Origin of the sequence: Cupriavidus basilensis (assembly GCF_029335485.1) — a bacterium.
Taxonomy (GTDB): Bacteria; Pseudomonadota; Gammaproteobacteria; order Burkholderiales; family Burkholderiaceae; genus Cupriavidus; species Cupriavidus basilensis_E.
The window spans coordinates 1-14,594 of record NZ_JARJLM010000433.1; the positions used below are offsets into that span (position 1 = coordinate 1).

Consider the following 14,594-nt stretch of genomic DNA (forward strand, 5'->3'; position numbering starts at 1 on the left):
GCCATCATGAGCCGGCTCGACGATACCTGCGTGCTGGCCCGCGCGGGCCGCGAAGGGATCGCGCTGATGCAGGACGGCGCCAGCCAGGTGCTGGCCGCCGGCGGCATCGCCACGCTGGCCGGACGCCGCCTGCTGCGCCGGCTCGAGGCCGGCATGCTGGCGTGCAATGCCTCCCCCGGTGGCGCGGCCGACCTGCTCGCCGCCACCTTCTTCCTGGACCGGCTGCCCTGTGCGATGCCGCCGGCCGTTTGCCCTGTGCACGGAGACAAGTAATGGAACAGCTCCAGTTCGAATATCCCGCCGGCGCGCCGGCAGGCCAGCGCGTGCTGGTCGGCGTGGTCGGCTCCGGCGACCTTGAAGTGATGGTCGAGCCCGGCACGGCCGGCACCACCACCATCCAGGTCACCACCTCGGTGGACGGCTATGGCAAGGTCTGGGACGCGCAGCTCTCGCGCGTGTTCAGCGCCGCGCCGCGCGCCGCCATGCGCATCCGCATTCACGATTTCGGCGCCACGCCGGGGGTGGTCGGCATGCGCCTGGCGGAAGCCTTCGAAGCGCTCGGCGCCGATGGCAAGGAGCAGCCATGAACCACGCATCGCTGCTGAACCGCGAGAGCTTTGCCGAGCTGGGAGCGCGTGCCCGCGCGCAGGCGCTGCTCGACCCCGGCAGCTTCCGCGAGCTGGCCGGTCCGTTCGACCGGCTGGCCTCGCCCTGGCTGGAGCGCCAGGGCGTGGTGCCGCAGGCCGATGACGGCGTGGTGGTGGCCAAGGGCCGCATCGACGGCCAGCCGGCCGTGATCCTCGCCATCGAAGGCGCGTTCCAGGGCGGCAGCCTGGGCGAAGTGGGCGGCGCCAAGATCGCCGGCGCGCTGGAGCTGGCCGCGCAGGACAACCGCCGCGGCGTGCCCACGCGCGCGGCAATCCTGTTCGAGACCGGCGGCGTGCGGCTGCAGGAAGCCAACCTGGGGCTGGCGGCCATCGCCGACATTCACGCGGCCATCGTCGACCTGCGCCGCTACCAGCCGGTGGTGGGCGTGATCGCCGGACAGGTAGGCTGCTTCGGCGGCATGTCGATCGCGGCGGGACTGTGCAGCTATCTTGTGGTCACGCGCGAGGCGCGCCTCGGCCTCAACGGGCCGGCGGTGATCGAGCAGGAAGCCGGCATCGCGGAATATGACTCGCGCGACCGCCCCTTTATCTGGAGTTTCACCGGCGGCGAGCAGCGCATCGCCACCGGCCTGGCCGACCGCTACGTCGAGGACGACAGCGACGCCATCCGCGCCACCGTGCAGGCGCTGCTGGCCGAGGGCGTGCCGGCCACGCACCGCAGCGGGCGCTACGCGCACTACCTGCAACGGCTGTCCGGATACGATCCGGCGCGCCAGCCGGAGCCGGAAACCGTCCGCGCCATCTACGCACCCGGAGCAAAGCCATGAGCACAGCACGTACAGCAAGTACAGCAAGCACCCAGGGCCGCGGCGAAACCTGGCTGGCGGCGCTGACCGGCAACGCCCCGCGCCGCACCGGCTATCCCGCCACCGTGCAGGTCGCCGACGCCGCGCTGGCGGGCCGGCCGGCCCGCTTTATCGCGGTGGTGCCGGATGCGGACAATGCCTATCCGCGCGTACGCCACGGCGAGGTCGGCCTGCTCGAAGGCTGGTCGCTGGCGCAGGCGGTGCATGAAGCCGTGCTGGCCGACCGCGATGCCGCCATCAAGCGGCCCATCGTGGCCGTCGTCGACACGCCCAGCCAGGCCTATGGCCGGCGCGAGGAAGCCTTCGGCATCCATCAGTCGCTGGCCGGCGCGGCCGATGCCTACGCCACGGCGCGGCTGCAAGGGCATCCGGTGATCGCGCTGCTGGTCGGGCGCGCCATGTCGGGCGCCTTCCTGGCGCACGGCTACCAGGCCAGCCGCCTGATCGCGCTGGACGATGCCGGCGTGCAAGTGCACGCCATGGGCAAAGAGGCCGCCGCGCGCATCACCCTGCGCAGCGTGGAGGACCTGGAGACCTTTGCCGCCAGCGTGCCGCCGATGGCCTACGACATCGGCAACTACGCCACGCTGGGGCTGCTGTGGAAAAGGGTCCGCGTGCATCATGCCGGGCAGCCGGACGCGGCCGATCTCGACACCGTGCATGGCGCGCTGCAGGCCGCGCTGGCCGATATCGCGGCCGAGCCGGAGCACGATCTGCGCAGCCGGCTCGGCGGAGAAAACCGGCAGGCTTCCAGCCGCGTGCGCGAGGTGCTCGCGCAGCAGTGGCAGGACTGATCATGCACGGCGCCACGGCACGCGCGCTGCTGCCCCACGACCTGCTCTGGCTGGTGGACCCGCCTGCCTTTGCCGGCGCGAACGCGCTCCCCGCATGGGCCGGCGCCGAATGGCTGGCGCGCGCGCCGCTGGTGGTGCGGCGCGATCGCATTGACGCAGGCCGCATCCCGGTCGGCCTGCGCGGCACCACGCGCGCGCAGCGCCATGCGGCGTGGCTGCCGCGCGCGCAGGTGGCACGCGTGGTCACGCCGGGCATGATCGCGCGGCAGGCGCGCTGGCGCGATCATCCGCGCCGCCTCGCCTTGCCGGCGCTGACGGTGCTCGCGCGCGTGGCGCCGCTGCTGGACGACGCGCAATTGAACTGGGGCGTGACGGGCGGCGCCGGCTTCACGCTCGCCTCGGGCATCGACGTGCTGCACCCCGGGAGCGACCTCGACCTGCTGGTCACCGCGGGCATGCCGCTCGCACCGCAGACCGAACGCCTGCTCGTCGCCTTGCTCGACGGGCAGCCCGGCGACGCCCGCATCGACATCCAGGTGTCCACGCCCGCCGGCGCCTTCGCGCTGCGCGAGCGCGCGCGCACCGGTGGCCGCGTGCTGCTCAGGACAGCGAACGGTCCGGTCCTGTGCGAAGACCCGTGGCACCCGCCGGCAGTGGCGCCCCATGACCACGCCATGACCGCGCCATGAGCACGCTGTTCACTTTCCCCGGCCAGGGCGCCCAGCGTGCCGGCATGCTGCATGCGCTGCCGGATCACCCGGCCGTGCACGCCACCGTGGCCGAAACCGGCGCGGTGCTCGGGCGCGATGCGCTGGCGCTCGACAGCGCCGCCGAACTCGGCTCCACCGTGGCCGTGCAACTGTGCCTGCTGGCCGCCGGCGTGGCGATGGCGCGCTGCCTGCTGGCCGAAGGCGCCAAACCCGATGCCGTGGCCGGACTGTCGATCGGCGCGTTCCCGGCAGCGGTCTGCGCGGGCGTGCTGGACCATGCCGACGCGGTGAGGCTGGTGGCGCTGCGCGCTCGCCTGATGGAGCAGGCGTATCCGGCCGGCTACGGCATGACGGCGATCCTGGGGCTGGAGCGCGGCCCGCTGGAACGCCTCATCGCGCAAGTGCACGGGCCGGCGTCGCCGGTCTACCTGGCCAATCTCAATGCGCCTGCCCAGCTGGTCATCTCCGGCGCCGTGCCGGCCATGGCGCGCGTGGCGGCGCTGGCGCTGGACAGCGGCGCGCATGCGGCCCGCCCCATCGCCATCGGCGTGCCCTCCCACTGCCCCCTGCTCGACGGCGCGGCGGACGAACTATCCCGCGCCGTCGCCGGCGTGCGCATCGGCCGGCCGCGCCTGCGCTACTTCAGCGCCAGCGCGGCACGCGAGCTGCGCGACCCCGCGCGCATCGCCGCCGACCTGGCGCGCAACCTTGCCGTGCCGGTACGCTGGCACGAGACCATGCTGCTGGCGCGCGAATGCGGCATGCGCCTGGCGGTGGAGATGCCGCCCGGCAACGTGCTCACGCGGCTGGCCGCGCCGCTGCTGCGGGACGGCATCGCGGTGGCCTGCGCGGATACGCGCGTCGACAGCGTGGTGGCGCTCGCCGCGCGCGAGGCGCTGCGGCAGCCTTCCTGAGCCAGCCCCTCACCCCAGCGGCAAGGCCGTGCTGTACAGGACCTGCTTGAGCGCAAAGCTCGAGCGGATATTCGACACGCCGGGAATACGCGTGATCTGGTCGATGATCAGGCGCTCCAGCGCCTCCACGTCGGGCACCACCACCCGCAGCAGGTAATCGGCATCGCCCGACATCAGGTAGCACTCCATCACCTGCGGCAGGCTGGTGATGCGCCGCTCGAAGCCGTCGAGGCTCTCGCGGCGCTGCTTGTCCAGCGAGACCTGGATGAACACCACCACCTTCAGCCCGAGCCGGCGCGCGTCCAGCAGTGTGACCCGGCGCGAAATCACGCCGCGTTTCTCCAGCTGCTTGACCCGCGCCAGGCAGGGCGAAGGCGACAGGCTGACGCGGCTGGCCAGTTCCACATTGGTCAGGCTGGCATCGCGCTGCAGTTCGTTGAGAATCCGGATATCCGTGGCGTCCAGGTCGATGTCCAGCACGTTGCGCTCCCGCATCTATGAATCTCAGCATTCTATGCTGCATTGATCTGAATTTGCAGTTGGCTTCGGTTTTTGCTGCGACGCAATAAACCGTAGACTTCACGGCCTGCCCGCGCCATGCCTGGCGCGCCGGCAAGTCCGCGGTCCTGGTTTCCGGATTCCGGTTTCTGGTTATTGAGTTGAGTTGAGTTAAGTCGAGTCGAAGCATGCAAGCAGCACAACAAGGATGGCGCCGGTTTATCCCCCTCGCCTGCGCCGTGGCGATCTGGGGCGGCAACTGGCCGGTCATGAAGCTCGGCCTGACCCACGTCAGCCCGCTCTGGTTTGCCGCCGCGCGCTTCGTCTCGGCGGCGGCCATCAGCTTCCTGGTGCTGGGCGTGCTGGGCCGGCTGCGGCTGCCGACGCGGCAGGAATGGCCGCTGGTGCTCGGCGTGGGCCTGCTGCAGATGGCGGCTTTCACGGCGCTGGCGCTGTGGGCCTTGCAGTATGTGCCGCCGGGGCGGGCCTCGGTGATCGCCTATGCCACCTCGGTGTGGGTGATTCCGCTGTCGTCGCTGGTGCTCAAGGAACGGCTGTCGCGCCCGCAATGGATTGCCACCGGCCTGAGCTATGCCGGCATTGCGCTGATGGTGGCGCCGGCGCTGCGCGACTGGCAACTGCATACCGCGGTGGGCCTGGTGATGCTGCTCGGCGCCTCGCTGGCCTGGTCGCTCAGCATTATCCAGTTGCGCGCCAACCGGACGGTGCGGCTGGGCGCCGACATGATTCCCTGGGAGACGGCGGTGGCATCGGTGCCGCTGGTGGTGCTGGCGCTGCTGCGCGACGGCGCGCCCCACTTCCTCTCGATGCCGGAGATCTGGCCGCTGCTGTTCTACACCGGTCCGCTGGCTACCGCGCTGACTTTCATCGTGGTGCTGAACATGACGCAGGCCCTGCCGCCGGCGGCGACCTCGATCGCCATGCTGTGCGTGCCGCTGATCGGGCTGATCGTGTCAGCCGTGGCCTTTCAGGAGCGGATCTCCGCGGATCTGTCGGCCGGGCTGGCCTTGATCGCGCTGGGCGTGGCCACCTCCGCGCTAGCCCCCTGGCTGGGGCGGCGCCTGCCATGGCGCAGCGCATGAAGCCGCCGCTGCGTTACAAGTAGACACAGTTGTATTGCGCCGCTAATACCTGGCAAAGGCGCGCCGCATTACAGTGGAGGCCACCACTAACCGGAGTCGCCCGTGCGGAAAATTGCCACCCTTTGCACCCTTGCCGCAGTAGCCGGCCTCGCTTCAAGCGCCGCCTTTGCTCGCGTGGATGTGGATATCGGCATCGGCGTGCCCGGTCCGGTCTATGTTGCCCCGGCCCCGGTCTACCAGCCGGTGCCCGTCTACCGCGCCGCGCCGGTCTACGAGCCCGCGCCCGTCTATGTCGCGCCGCAGCCGGTGGTAGTGGGGCCCGGCTATTACGGGCCTGGCTACTACGGCCCCGGCTGGCGCCAGCGCGAATGGCGCGAGCGGGAGTGGCGCGAACACGAGCGGCGCGACCGGGATTGGCATGATCATGATCACGGCCGTGGCCGCGGCCGCGATCGCGACTAGCTCCGCTGATACTGCCGCGCGCGGCGCGGCCTACGCCTGGCTGGCCCGCACCGCCTGCCGCAGGCGCGCCACCCCTTCCACGATCTGCTCGTCCGACGCGGTAGCGAACGACAGCCGCAATGCGCCCGAAGGCGCGCCGTCCACGCCAAAGCTGGCGCCCGGCACATACATCACGCGCGCCGCGATGGCATGCGGCAGCAGGCTGGCCGCATCGTCCACCCCTTCGATCCCGCACCACAGGAACATGCCGCCTTGCGGCATTTCGCTGCGCAGGGCTGCGCCGAACGTGTCGGCCAGCGCCTGCGCCATCAGGTCCCGCTTGCGGCGGTAGAGCGCAATGATGCGCGCGGTCTGCCGGGCCAGCAGGCCATCGGCCAGGCAACTGGCCATGGCCAGCTGCAGCCACGGCGAGGTGCACAGGTCCGACACCTGCTTGGCGATCACCGCGCGCCGCAGGATCTCGGCGGGACCGGCCATCCAGCCCAGCCGCAGCCCGGGCGCCATGGTCTTGGAGAAGCTGCCCAGGTAGATCACCCAGGGCGCCAGCGCGGCATCCTGCGCGGCCAGCGACAACAGCGAAGGCAGCGGCTCGCCGTCGAAGCGCAGGCTGCCGTAGGGATCGTCCTCCACCACCACGATGCGATGCCGCGCGGCCAGCACGAGCAGGGCGCGGCGGCGATCCAGCGCCAGCGTGCGCCCGCTCGGATTGGCGAAGGTGGGCACCAGGTAAAGCAGCCGCGGGCGTTCTGCCTCGCTGCAGCCGGCCAGCATGGCGGCCAGGGATTCCACGCACAGCCCGTCGCGGTCGGAAGGGATGCCGCGCACCGCCGCGCCGGCCAGCCGCAGCGCCTGTACCGCGGCGGGATAGGTCGGCGTTTCCACCCACACCGGCGTACCGGGCGCGACCAAGGCCTTGACCAGCAGCTCGAAGCCCTGCTGCGAGCCCGAGGTCACCACGATCTGCTCGGAGGGCAGGGGCGCACCGCGTTCGGCCATCAGCGCCGACAGTTCGCGCCGCAGCGCGGCCATGCCTTCGGTCGGGCCGTATTGCAGGCACTGCGCCGGGTCGGCGGCCATGACCGCGCTGGCCGCGGCCTGCAGCGCGCCGGCATCGAAACTGCCGGGAGACGGATAGCCGCCCGCGAAGGAGATCATCCCCGGCAGACTCATATAGGGGAACAGCTCGCGGATGGGCGAGCCCTGCGGCTCCCGCATGGCCGGTGCAAAGGCGTACGGATGGACTGGCGTGCTCATGGGATGCTCGCGGTGAGTGTTGAAGGCGTGGCGGCGGCGGCGAAGGTCAGGCAAGGCCGGCTACGTGCCCCGCGCGCCCTGCGCGCACGGGACCCGCCGTCCGTCGTATCAGTCGACCGTGGCGCCGGACAGCTTGACGATCTCGCCCCACTTGCGGCGGTCGTGCTTGACCAGCTCGGCGAACGCCTCCGGCGTATTCGGCGCCAGCTCGGCGCCCTGCTCGCGCAGCTTGGCCTGGATGGCGGGATCGCTGGTGGCGCGGGCCAGGTCGCGGCTGATCTTCTGCGCCAGCGCGGTGGGCAGGCCCTTGGGAGCGAACAGGCCGAACCAGGGGCTGGCGTCGAAGCCTTCGACCGGCCCGGCGGCAGCCACGGTCGGCACATTGGGCAAGGCGGCGGAGCGCCCGGCCGAGGTCACCGCCAGCGCCTTGAGCTTGCCCGAGCGGACGAACTGGATCGAGGCCGGCAGGTTGTCGAACATCACGTCCACGCTGCCGCCCATCAGGTCCGCCAGCGCCGGGCTGCTGCCCTTGTAGGCGACGTGGCTCATCTGCGTGCCGGTCATGCGCTGGAACAGTTCGCCGGCCAGGTGGGTGGAGGTGCCGTTGCCGGCCGACGCCATATTGACCTTGCCGGGATTGGCCTTGAGGTAGGCGATGAATTCCGCCAGCGTCTGCACGCGGGCGCGCTCGGCGAAGGCCGGCGACACCACCACCACATTGGGCACCTTGGCGACCAGGGACACCGGCGTGAAATCCGCCACCGCGTCATAGGGCAGCTTCTTGTACAGCGTGGGATTGATGCCGAACTCGCCTACCGAGCCCATCAGCAGGGTGTAGCCGTCGGCCGGCGACTTGGCCGCCACCCCGGTGCCGACGATGCCGCCGGCGCCGGGCCGGTTGTCCACCAGCACAGGCTGCTTCCACATCGCCGTGAGCTGGTCGCCGATCATGCGCGCCACCATGTCGGTGGTGCCGCCGGCCGGGTACGGCACGATGATGCGCACCGGCTTGTTGGGAAAGTCTTCCGCGCTGGCGGTGGCCGCCGCGAGCAGGCCCAGTGAAATGCCGCAATGGCCGATGATGCGAAGCAGTGGCTTCATGCCGGTCTCCTCGTTTCCTTATGGTTGTGATGTCCCGTCTCTTGGGGGGCGGGGGACACGGGAATCCCAAGTGCAGTATTCCCGGCGTACAGCATTTTTAGTCATCAACTTTTTTCCATCAAGCGAGTTTTACGCATAGGATGATGACTTTTATATATCAACGTGGAGCCGATCCAGCGACGACGGCTCCATCGTCCCCGCCGCCCCCCGCCCCGAGACCATGAGCGCCTCCCGCATTCCCAGCCTGAGCAGCCTGCGCGCTTTCGAAGCCGCGGCGCGCCACCAGAACCTGCGCCGCGCCGCGGCCGAGCTATGCCTGAGCGAGAGTGCCGTCTCGCGCCAGATCGCCACGCTGGAAAGCCAGCTTGGCGTGGCCCTGTTCCACCGCGCCAACCAGCGCGTCAGCCTGACCCCGGCCGGCTCGCTGTACGGCGACCAGGTGCGGGAGAGTCTGCAGAAGCTGCAGCGCGATACGCTGGACATCATGGCGCACGAGGGCGCCGGCGGCATCGTCGAACTCGCCTGCGTGCCGACACTCGCGGTGGAATGGCTGATACCCCGCCTGCCCGCCTTCTACGCACAGCACCCACAGGTGGTGGTCAATTTCAGCGCGCAAGCGGATGTGTTCCTGTTCGATGGCACGCCGTACGACGCCGCCATCCACTACGGCGAAGCCAACTATCCGGGCGGCCGGGCCGATCCGCTGTTCGACGAGGAGTCGGTGCCCATCTGCCACCCGGACTTCTTTGCCGGCGAGACCGTGACCGCCGAACGCATCGCGCAGGCACCGTTGCTGCATCTGTCGACGCGCCGCCTCGACTGGAAGAACTGGATGGAAGCGGCTGGCGTTGGCGACGTCAACGCCATGCGCGGCACCCGCTACGACCACCACAGCATGGTCATCAGCGCCGCCCGCGCCAAGCTGGGCGTGGGCCTGGTGCCGCGTTTCCTGGTGGAGGAATACCTGGCGCTGGGGCTGCTGGCGATGCCGGTGGCGCAGGCCATGCGCTCGCAGCGCGCCTATTACCTGGTATTGCCGGACTCGCGCCCGGTGAGCGATGCCATGTCGCGCCTGCGCACATGGCTGCTGGCGGCGGCGCGGGATTTCGCCGCGCGGCAGGCGGCCCGGGCGGGAACAGCACCGCCAGATTTAATCAAAAAATTTGAATGATGGATACGATACACGGCTAAGTATCGTTGATCTGCCGGATCTATCCTTTGTCGCATGGAGACACAACATGTTCTCCCGATTTCAACAAGGCAGATCCATCATGAACATCACCACCGCCCGCCTGCTGCTCGCTGCCGTCATCGCCGGCACCGCCCTGCTCTCGCTGAACTCCGCCTTTGCCGCCGACGCGCGCGGCACCCACGCCGGCGACGACTACGGCTATGTGCACCGCTCGTCCGATCCCTATACCGGCGGCGCGCGCAAGGCCGATGCCTTCAGCGGCGGCGCCCGCACGCTGCTCCAGGACTACCCCTTCGGCTTCGCCGTATGAACGGGACGAACCGGCTGCACCGGACGACGAGGGCGGCAGCGTGCCGCCCTGCGCCCACGGCAGACCACAGGAATCCATCATGACCGTCAAAGACAGTGCCCTGATCCTCGCCGGATGGATTGCCGCCTGCCTGGGCAGCGGCTACCTCGTGAGCTTTGCCGCGCAGGCGCTGCAGCGCTGAACGAAACGCACGCACATACCGGCACAATGCGCGCTTGCCGCGCCACCGGACAGGGCCGCTTCGCCTCGTTTCCCTGGCGGTCACCCCTTCGCGTTGGCCGCCTCCAGCACTTCCGCCAGTTTGCGCCCCGCGTCGAGCGCGGCCGGAAAGCCGCAGTACACCGCGCTGTGCACCACCAGTTCGCGCAACTCCTGCGGCGTGACGCCATTGGCCAGCGCGCCGCGCAGGTGCCCCGTCAGTTCCTGCGGCCGGTTGAGTGCGATCAGCATCGACACCGTAGCCAGGCTGCGCTGCTTGCGCTCGAGCCCGTCGCGCGTCCAGACCGTGCCCCAGGCGAATTCCGTCACCAGTTGCTGCAGGCCGACATCGCCTTGCTGTTGCGCGGCGTCGAACGCGCGCTGCACGTATTGCTCTCCCATGACTTCCGAGCGGACCTGCCGGCCGGCTTCGAAGGCTGGTGTTTGCGCGTAGGCGGCGGGATCCTGCTTGGCTTGCGTCATCTTGCGTCTCTCCTGGGTTGGCCCGGGCATTGGGGAATGCCTTGCCACGCCCAAGCGTGGCAAGGCGGCGGCCCGCTGGGCCGGCAGGAGATTTTCGCCGGTTTACGGATGGGATTGGGTGGCGGGCACGCCGCCAGCGTCACGGCCCCTGCTCGTCAGGTTCCCGCGCAAAACCCGCTTCGCGGCGCGCAATGGCGCTGGCCAGCCCGAACTCCATGGCAAACAGCAGGATCAGCGCGAGCATGGCCAGGGCGCCGATCGCCAGACGGTAGTAGATCCACATAGCGGCAAGACGGATGATCCGACATCGTTTTTCCTGTCTGCAGGGTAGGTTCTGCGGCGTCAAAATGGCGCATAGACGACCAGGGTGGGGTGCAAAAAAGCCGTCAACGCGGGGCTTGCTGCGTTTGGCGGGGATTCCGCCGATCGTCCGCAGCCATACCGATTCGAGCCGGATTTGATCTGGATCCTGGCACGTGCCCGGCGCCGGTGCCATGATGGTCCCGGTGGCCGCCCCCGGACCTGCGCCGGCAGGCGGTGCCATGCCGACAACCATCGCAGCCCAGCCAGGAGATAGCCGCCATGACCAATATCGTGCTCGCCACCGACGGTTCCACCTTTGCCGATGCCGCCGCCCGCTTTATCGCCGAAGGCAAGCTGCTGCAAAGCGGCTTCACCGTGCATGTGGTCCATGTGACCCCGGATGTGACCGGCCAGGTGCGCGCCTTCGTCAGCAAGGACACCATCGATGCCTGGCATCAGGAAGAAAGCGAGAAGGCCATGAAATCGGTGTCGGACATCCTCGCCGCGGCCGGTATCGCCTTCGAGCGCCACGCGCTGCACGGCTTCGCCCCGGAGCGCATCGTCGCCTATGCCGCCAGCGTGGACGCGCGCGGCATCGTCATGGGCACGCACGGGCGCGGCTCGTTCTTCGATGCGGTGATTGGTTCGGTGGCCGGACGGGTGCTGGCGCATGCGCCGTGCCCGGTGGTGATGGTGAAGGCGCCGGGCGTCAAGTAGGCGCGGGCGGGCGCCCTGGCGGCGCCCTGTCGCAATGCGTCCGGCCTTACACCGGCCAGAGCGGCGGCTCGTCCATCAGCGCGACCTGCTCGCGCAGCTCGAGGATGCGGTCCTGCCAGTAGCGGGCGGTGCCAAACCAGGGGAAGGCCGCCGGGAAAGCGGGGTCGCGCCAGCGGCTGGCCAGCCATGCGCTGTAGTGCAGCAGGCGCAGCGTGCGCAAGGCCTCGATCAGGTAAAGCTGGCGCGGGTTGAATTCCGCGAAATCCTCATAGCCGGCCAGGATGTCCGCCATCTGGCCCTGCTGCGCAGCGCGCTCGCCTTCCAGCAGCATCCATAGATCCTGCACCGCCGGACCCATGCGGCTGTCGTCGAAGTCCACGAAATGCGGACCGGGCGGGCGCGTGCCGGCCTGGCCTTCTTCGATCCACAGCACGTTGCCGCGGTGGCAATCGCCATGCAAGCGCAGCAGCGGCAACTCGCCGGCGCGTTCGTAGCAACGGCGCACGCCTTCGATAGCGAGATCGGCCACGGCCTGCCAGGCCGGCCGCAGCTCGGCCGGGATGCAGCCCTGCGCCAGCAGCCAGTCGCGCGGAGCCATGCCGAAGGTGTCCACGTCGATCGCCGGGCGCGCCACATAGGGGCGCGTGGCGCCGACCGCATGGATGCGGCCGATAAAACGGCCGAGCCAGGTCAGCGTGTCGGCACGGTCCAGCTCCGGCTCGCGCCCGCCGCAGCGGGGAAACACCGCGAAGCGGAAACCGGCATGCGCCAGCAGCGTGGCGCCGTCGCGCGCGATGGCCGGCACCGCCGGAATCTCGGCGTCGGCCAGCTGCTGCACGAAGGCGTGCTCTTCCAGGATGGCGGCGTCGCTCCAGCGGCCGGGGCGGTAGAACTTGACCACCACCGGCGCGGTGCCTTCGAGGCCAGCCTGCCAGACCCGGTTCTCGTAGCTGTTGAGCGCCAGCAGGCGGCCGTCCGGCTCGAAACCGGCGGCTTCCATGGCGTCGAGTATCAGGTCCGGCGTGAGGCTGGCATAGGGAATGCCGCCGTCGCCGGCTGCCTCGCCAGGCGCCAGGCCGTTGCCGTTACCTGGACCCGGCAGATCGAAGCCTGAACTGGACATTGCGCGTGGCCGCCTTATGCCTTATCGAGGATTGACGCGTGCATCAACGCGTGGGCTTGGCGCGATTGCCGCCCAGCAGCGCTGCCTGCGGCGCCGGACGGCGTCCCCGGGGGGCTGCATCCTGGCCGATGCGCGGCTGCGCGGCGTGGGTGTCGACCCCGGCACGATTGCCGTTGACCTGGCGATTGCCGTTGGCCTGGCCACCGTTGCCGGCAGCGCGATTGCCGTTGCTGCCATTGCCCTGGCCGTTACCCTGGCCATTACCCTGACCGTTACGGGGCGCGCCCTGCCCGGCCTGGGCCGGACGGCTGCCGCCCTGGGCAGTACGCTGGCCCTGGGCGGGACGCTGGCCCTGACGCTGGCCTTCGCCCGCTGCCGGCGCCTGGCTGCGGCCCTGCGGGGCGCGGGCCGGACGCTGCTGGCGTTCGCCGGCGTCCGGCGCCGGTGCCCTGCCGCGCGGCTGGCCGCCGCCGGCGGGTGCCTGGCCGCGGCCACGGCCGCCACCACCGCCACCACCGCCATTACCCTGGCCGCGTGCCTGCCGGCCCTTCTGGATCGGCTCGGCCGGGATGCTGGGATCGACTTCGAAGCCCGGCAGCACGGTTTGCTCGATCTGGCGCTTGATCAGGCGTTCGATGTCGCGCAGCAGCGTGGCTTCGTCCACGCACACCAGCGAAATCGCCTCGCCCTCGGCGCCGGCGCGGCCGGTACGGCCGATACGGTGCACATAGTCCTCAGGGACGTTGGGCAGGTCGTAGTTGACCACGTGCGGCAGCTGGTCGATGTCGATGCCGCGCGCGGCGATATCGGTAGCCACCAGCAGGCGCAGCGTGCCGGCCTTGAACTCGGTCAGCGCGCGCGTGCGCGCCGACTGGCTCTTGTTGCCGTGGATCGCCAGCGCCGACAGGCCTTCCTTGTCGAGCTGCTCGGCCAGCCGGTTGGCGCCGTGCTTGGTGCGGGTGAACACCAGCACCTGGTGCCAGTCGTTCTCGCGCACCAGGTGGGCCAGCAGTTCGCGCTTGCGCTCGCGGTCGACCGGGTACACGCGCTGCGCCACGGTCTCGGCGGTGGTATTGCGGCGCGCCACTTCGATCGAGGCGGGATTGTCCAGCAGGCGGTCGGCCAGGCCCCGGATCTCGTCGGAGAAGGTGGCCGAGAACAGCAGGTTCTGGCGCTTCGGCGGCAGGACGTTGAGGATCTTGCGGATGTCGTGGATGAAGCCCATGTCGAGCATGCGGTCGGCTTCGTCGAGCACCAGCATTTCCACGTGCGACAGGTCGATGGTGCGCTGGGACAGGTGGTCCAGCAGGCGGCCGGGCGTGGCCACCACGATATCGACGCCGCGCTTGAGCTGTTCGATCTGCGGGTTGATGCCCACGCCGCCGAACATCACCATCGAGCGCAGCTTGAGGTACTTGCCGTAGTTGCGCACGCTTTCCTCGACCTGCGCCGCCAGTTCGCGGGTGGGGGTCAGGACCAGCGCGCGCACCGGCAGGCGCTGTCCGCGTACGGGTTCGCGGCCAGCCGAGGATTCGGACAGCAGTTGCAGCAGCGGCAGCGTGAAACCGGCCGTCTTGCCGGTGCCGGTCTGCGCGCCGGCGAGCAGGTCGCCTCCCTTCAGGATGGCGGGGATCGCCTGCGCTTGAATCGGGGTCGGCGTGGTATAGCCCTGTTCGGCCACGGCACGCACAAGCTTGTCGGACAAGCCAAGTTCGGAAAAAGACATGAATTGACGCTTCGGCCGCCCTTTGCGCATGTGGTGCGCCAATCGCGGGGGCGACGTGAGTGAGAAAACCGAAAACCGGACAAAGCGACCGGCGAAGCGAGGCGACTGCCCCCGCTTCTTTGGAGGAAAGAGCGCTAGTGTACCAGCCCGGCGCGTCAAGGCGCGCGCGCCCGCGCCAAGGGGCGCCGGCGACGCTGCGCTATCATGGCGGCCAGCCACGCTCCGGCCCCGC

Annotated in this window: 18 protein-coding genes; 11 read left to right on the forward strand and 7 right to left on the reverse strand. The window is 69.9% G+C overall.

The features are described 5' to 3' along the window. The 6 genes from P3W85_RS25955 to mdcH all read left to right on the forward strand — a co-directional run. Window positions 1–273, forward strand: a 273-nt coding sequence (locus tag P3W85_RS25955; protein WP_276266861.1) for a triphosphoribosyl-dephospho-CoA synthase, incomplete at its 5' end; no start/stop codon positions are given. Next, entirely contained in the window at window positions 273–587 is a 315-nt protein-coding gene (locus P3W85_RS25960; RefSeq protein ID WP_276266862.1) for a malonate decarboxylase subunit delta, read from the forward strand. The genes P3W85_RS25955 and P3W85_RS25960, both read left to right, overlap by 1 nt. Further along, a complete protein-coding gene (locus P3W85_RS25965; RefSeq protein WP_276266863.1) occupies window positions 584–1,435 on the forward strand; it encodes a biotin-independent malonate decarboxylase subunit beta in 852 nt (283 codons plus the stop codon). Before P3W85_RS25960 ends, P3W85_RS25965 begins: the two co-directional genes overlap by 4 nt. After that, a complete protein-coding gene (gene mdcE, locus P3W85_RS25970; protein WP_276266864.1) occupies window positions 1,432–2,268 on the forward strand; it encodes a biotin-independent malonate decarboxylase subunit gamma in 837 nt (278 codons plus the stop codon). The genes P3W85_RS25965 and mdcE overlap by 4 nt, the downstream gene beginning before the upstream one ends. A 2-nt stretch (window positions 2,269–2,270) precedes the next feature. Continuing rightward, on the forward strand, window positions 2,271–2,957 hold the full coding sequence (locus tag P3W85_RS25975; RefSeq protein WP_276266865.1) for a malonate decarboxylase holo-ACP synthase: 687 nt from the start codon (window positions 2,271–2,273) through the stop codon (window positions 2,955–2,957). Continuing rightward, on the forward strand, window positions 2,954–3,892 hold the full coding sequence (gene mdcH / locus P3W85_RS25980; RefSeq protein WP_276266866.1) for a malonate decarboxylase subunit epsilon: 939 nt from the start codon (window positions 2,954–2,956) through the stop codon (window positions 3,890–3,892). The genes P3W85_RS25975 and mdcH overlap by 4 nt, the downstream gene beginning before the upstream one ends. A 9-nt stretch (window positions 3,893–3,901) precedes the next feature. On the opposite strand, the gene P3W85_RS25985 is transcribed toward mdcH, so the two are convergent. Then, a complete protein-coding gene (locus P3W85_RS25985; RefSeq protein ID WP_017225796.1) occupies window positions 3,902–4,372 on the reverse strand; it encodes an Lrp/AsnC family transcriptional regulator in 471 nt (156 codons plus the stop codon). A 206-nt stretch (window positions 4,373–4,578) separates the two neighbouring features. Between P3W85_RS25985 and P3W85_RS25990 the strand changes: the two genes are divergently transcribed. Beyond that, entirely contained in the window at window positions 4,579–5,493 is a 915-nt protein-coding gene (locus P3W85_RS25990) for a DMT family transporter (RefSeq protein WP_035809294.1), read from the forward strand. A gap of 102 nt (window positions 5,494–5,595) precedes the next feature. Further along, entirely contained in the window at window positions 5,596–5,955 is a 360-nt protein-coding gene (locus P3W85_RS25995) for a hypothetical protein (protein WP_276266867.1), read from the forward strand. 30 nt (window positions 5,956–5,985) lie between these two features. Here the strand turns inward: P3W85_RS25995 and P3W85_RS26000 are convergent, their stop codons facing one another. Both P3W85_RS26000 and P3W85_RS26005 read right to left on the reverse strand, forming a co-directional pair. Next, window positions 5,986–7,209 (reverse strand): PLP-dependent aminotransferase family protein, encoded by a 1,224-nt coding sequence (locus P3W85_RS26000; RefSeq protein ID WP_276266868.1) that lies wholly within the window; start codon window positions 7,207–7,209, stop codon window positions 5,986–5,988. Window positions 7,210–7,317: 108 nt separating this feature from the next. Further along, window positions 7,318–8,310 (reverse strand): Bug family tripartite tricarboxylate transporter substrate binding protein, encoded by a 993-nt coding sequence (locus P3W85_RS26005; RefSeq protein ID WP_276266869.1) that lies wholly within the window; start codon window positions 8,308–8,310, stop codon window positions 7,318–7,320. A 220-nt stretch (window positions 8,311–8,530) separates the two neighbouring features. Here P3W85_RS26005 and P3W85_RS26010 point away from each other — a divergent pair, with 220 nt between their 5' ends. Both P3W85_RS26010 and P3W85_RS26015 read left to right on the forward strand, forming a co-directional pair. Beyond that, window positions 8,531–9,481 carry a LysR substrate-binding domain-containing protein gene (locus tag P3W85_RS26010; protein ID WP_276266870.1) on the forward strand — a complete coding sequence of 317 codons (951 nt, stop codon included), beginning with the start codon at window positions 8,531–8,533 and terminating at the stop codon, window positions 9,479–9,481. A gap of 100 nt (window positions 9,482–9,581) precedes the next feature. Continuing rightward, on the forward strand, window positions 9,582–9,812 hold the full coding sequence (locus tag P3W85_RS26015; RefSeq protein ID WP_035814491.1) for a hypothetical protein: 231 nt from the start codon (window positions 9,582–9,584) through the stop codon (window positions 9,810–9,812). Window positions 9,813–10,073: 261 nt separating this feature from the next. Here P3W85_RS26015 and P3W85_RS26020 read toward each other — a convergent pair whose 3' ends face one another. Both P3W85_RS26020 and P3W85_RS26025 read right to left on the reverse strand, forming a co-directional pair. After that, window positions 10,074–10,493, reverse strand: coding sequence for a carboxymuconolactone decarboxylase family protein (locus tag P3W85_RS26020; protein ID WP_017228903.1), 420 nt, complete (start codon window positions 10,491–10,493; stop codon window positions 10,074–10,076). Window positions 10,494–10,632: 139 nt separating this feature from the next. Further along, entirely contained in the window at window positions 10,633–10,989 is a 357-nt protein-coding gene (locus tag P3W85_RS26025) for a hypothetical protein (protein WP_276266871.1), read from the reverse strand. Window positions 10,990–11,075: 86 nt separating this feature from the next. On the opposite strand from P3W85_RS26025, the gene P3W85_RS26030 reads away from it, so the two are divergent. Beyond that, a complete protein-coding gene (locus tag P3W85_RS26030; RefSeq protein ID WP_017228905.1) occupies window positions 11,076–11,513 on the forward strand; it encodes a universal stress protein in 438 nt (145 codons plus the stop codon). 46 nt (window positions 11,514–11,559) lie between these two features. Here P3W85_RS26030 and P3W85_RS26035 read toward each other — a convergent pair whose 3' ends face one another. Together P3W85_RS26035 and P3W85_RS26040 are read right to left on the reverse strand one after the other, a co-directional pair. Continuing rightward, window positions 11,560–12,636 (reverse strand): serine/threonine protein kinase, encoded by a 1,077-nt coding sequence (locus P3W85_RS26035; protein ID WP_276266872.1) that lies wholly within the window; start codon window positions 12,634–12,636, stop codon window positions 11,560–11,562. Between the two features lie 43 nt (window positions 12,637–12,679). Continuing rightward, entirely contained in the window at window positions 12,680–14,362 is a 1,683-nt protein-coding gene (locus tag P3W85_RS26040) for a DEAD/DEAH box helicase (RefSeq protein ID WP_276266873.1), read from the reverse strand. Between the last annotated feature and the right edge of the window lie 232 nt (window positions 14,363–14,594).

Bases quoted from the DNA above. Each gene is read 5' to 3' on its own strand.
- P3W85_RS25960 (WP_276266862.1), top strand. From the start codon at position 273: ATGGAACAGCTCCAGTTCGAATATCCCGCCGGCGCGCCGGCAGGCCAG.
- P3W85_RS25965 (WP_276266863.1), top strand. From the start codon at position 584: ATGAACCACGCATCGCTGCTGAACCGCGAGAGCTTTGCCGAGCTGGGA.
- mdcE (WP_276266864.1), top strand. From the start codon at position 1,432: ATGAGCACAGCACGTACAGCAAGTACAGCAAGCACCCAGGGCCGCGGC.
- P3W85_RS25975 (WP_276266865.1), top strand. From the start codon at position 2,271: ATGCACGGCGCCACGGCACGCGCGCTGCTGCCCCACGACCTGCTCTGG.
- mdcH (WP_276266866.1), top strand. From the start codon at position 2,954: ATGAGCACGCTGTTCACTTTCCCCGGCCAGGGCGCCCAGCGTGCCGGC.
- P3W85_RS25990 (WP_035809294.1), top strand. From the start codon at position 4,579: ATGCAAGCAGCACAACAAGGATGGCGCCGGTTTATCCCCCTCGCCTGC.
- P3W85_RS26000 (WP_276266868.1), bottom strand. From the start codon at position 7,209: ATGAGCACGCCAGTCCATCCGTACGCCTTTGCACCGGCCATGCGGGAG.
- P3W85_RS26005 (WP_276266869.1), bottom strand. From the start codon at position 8,310: ATGAAGCCACTGCTTCGCATCATCGGCCATTGCGGCATTTCACTGGGC.
- P3W85_RS26010 (WP_276266870.1), top strand. From the start codon at position 8,531: ATGAGCGCCTCCCGCATTCCCAGCCTGAGCAGCCTGCGCGCTTTCGAA.
- P3W85_RS26015 (WP_035814491.1), top strand. From the start codon at position 9,582: ATGAACATCACCACCGCCCGCCTGCTGCTCGCTGCCGTCATCGCCGGC.
- P3W85_RS26020 (WP_017228903.1), bottom strand. From the start codon at position 10,493: ATGACGCAAGCCAAGCAGGATCCCGCCGCCTACGCGCAAACACCAGCC.
- P3W85_RS26025 (WP_276266871.1), bottom strand. From the start codon at position 10,989: ATGGCACCGGCGCCGGGCACGTGCCAGGATCCAGATCAAATCCGGCTC.
- P3W85_RS26030 (WP_017228905.1), top strand. From the start codon at position 11,076: ATGACCAATATCGTGCTCGCCACCGACGGTTCCACCTTTGCCGATGCC.
- P3W85_RS26035 (WP_276266872.1), bottom strand. From the start codon at position 12,636: ATGTCCAGTTCAGGCTTCGATCTGCCGGGTCCAGGTAACGGCAACGGC.
- P3W85_RS26040 (WP_276266873.1), bottom strand. From the start codon at position 14,362: ATGTCTTTTTCCGAACTTGGCTTGTCCGACAAGCTTGTGCGTGCCGTG.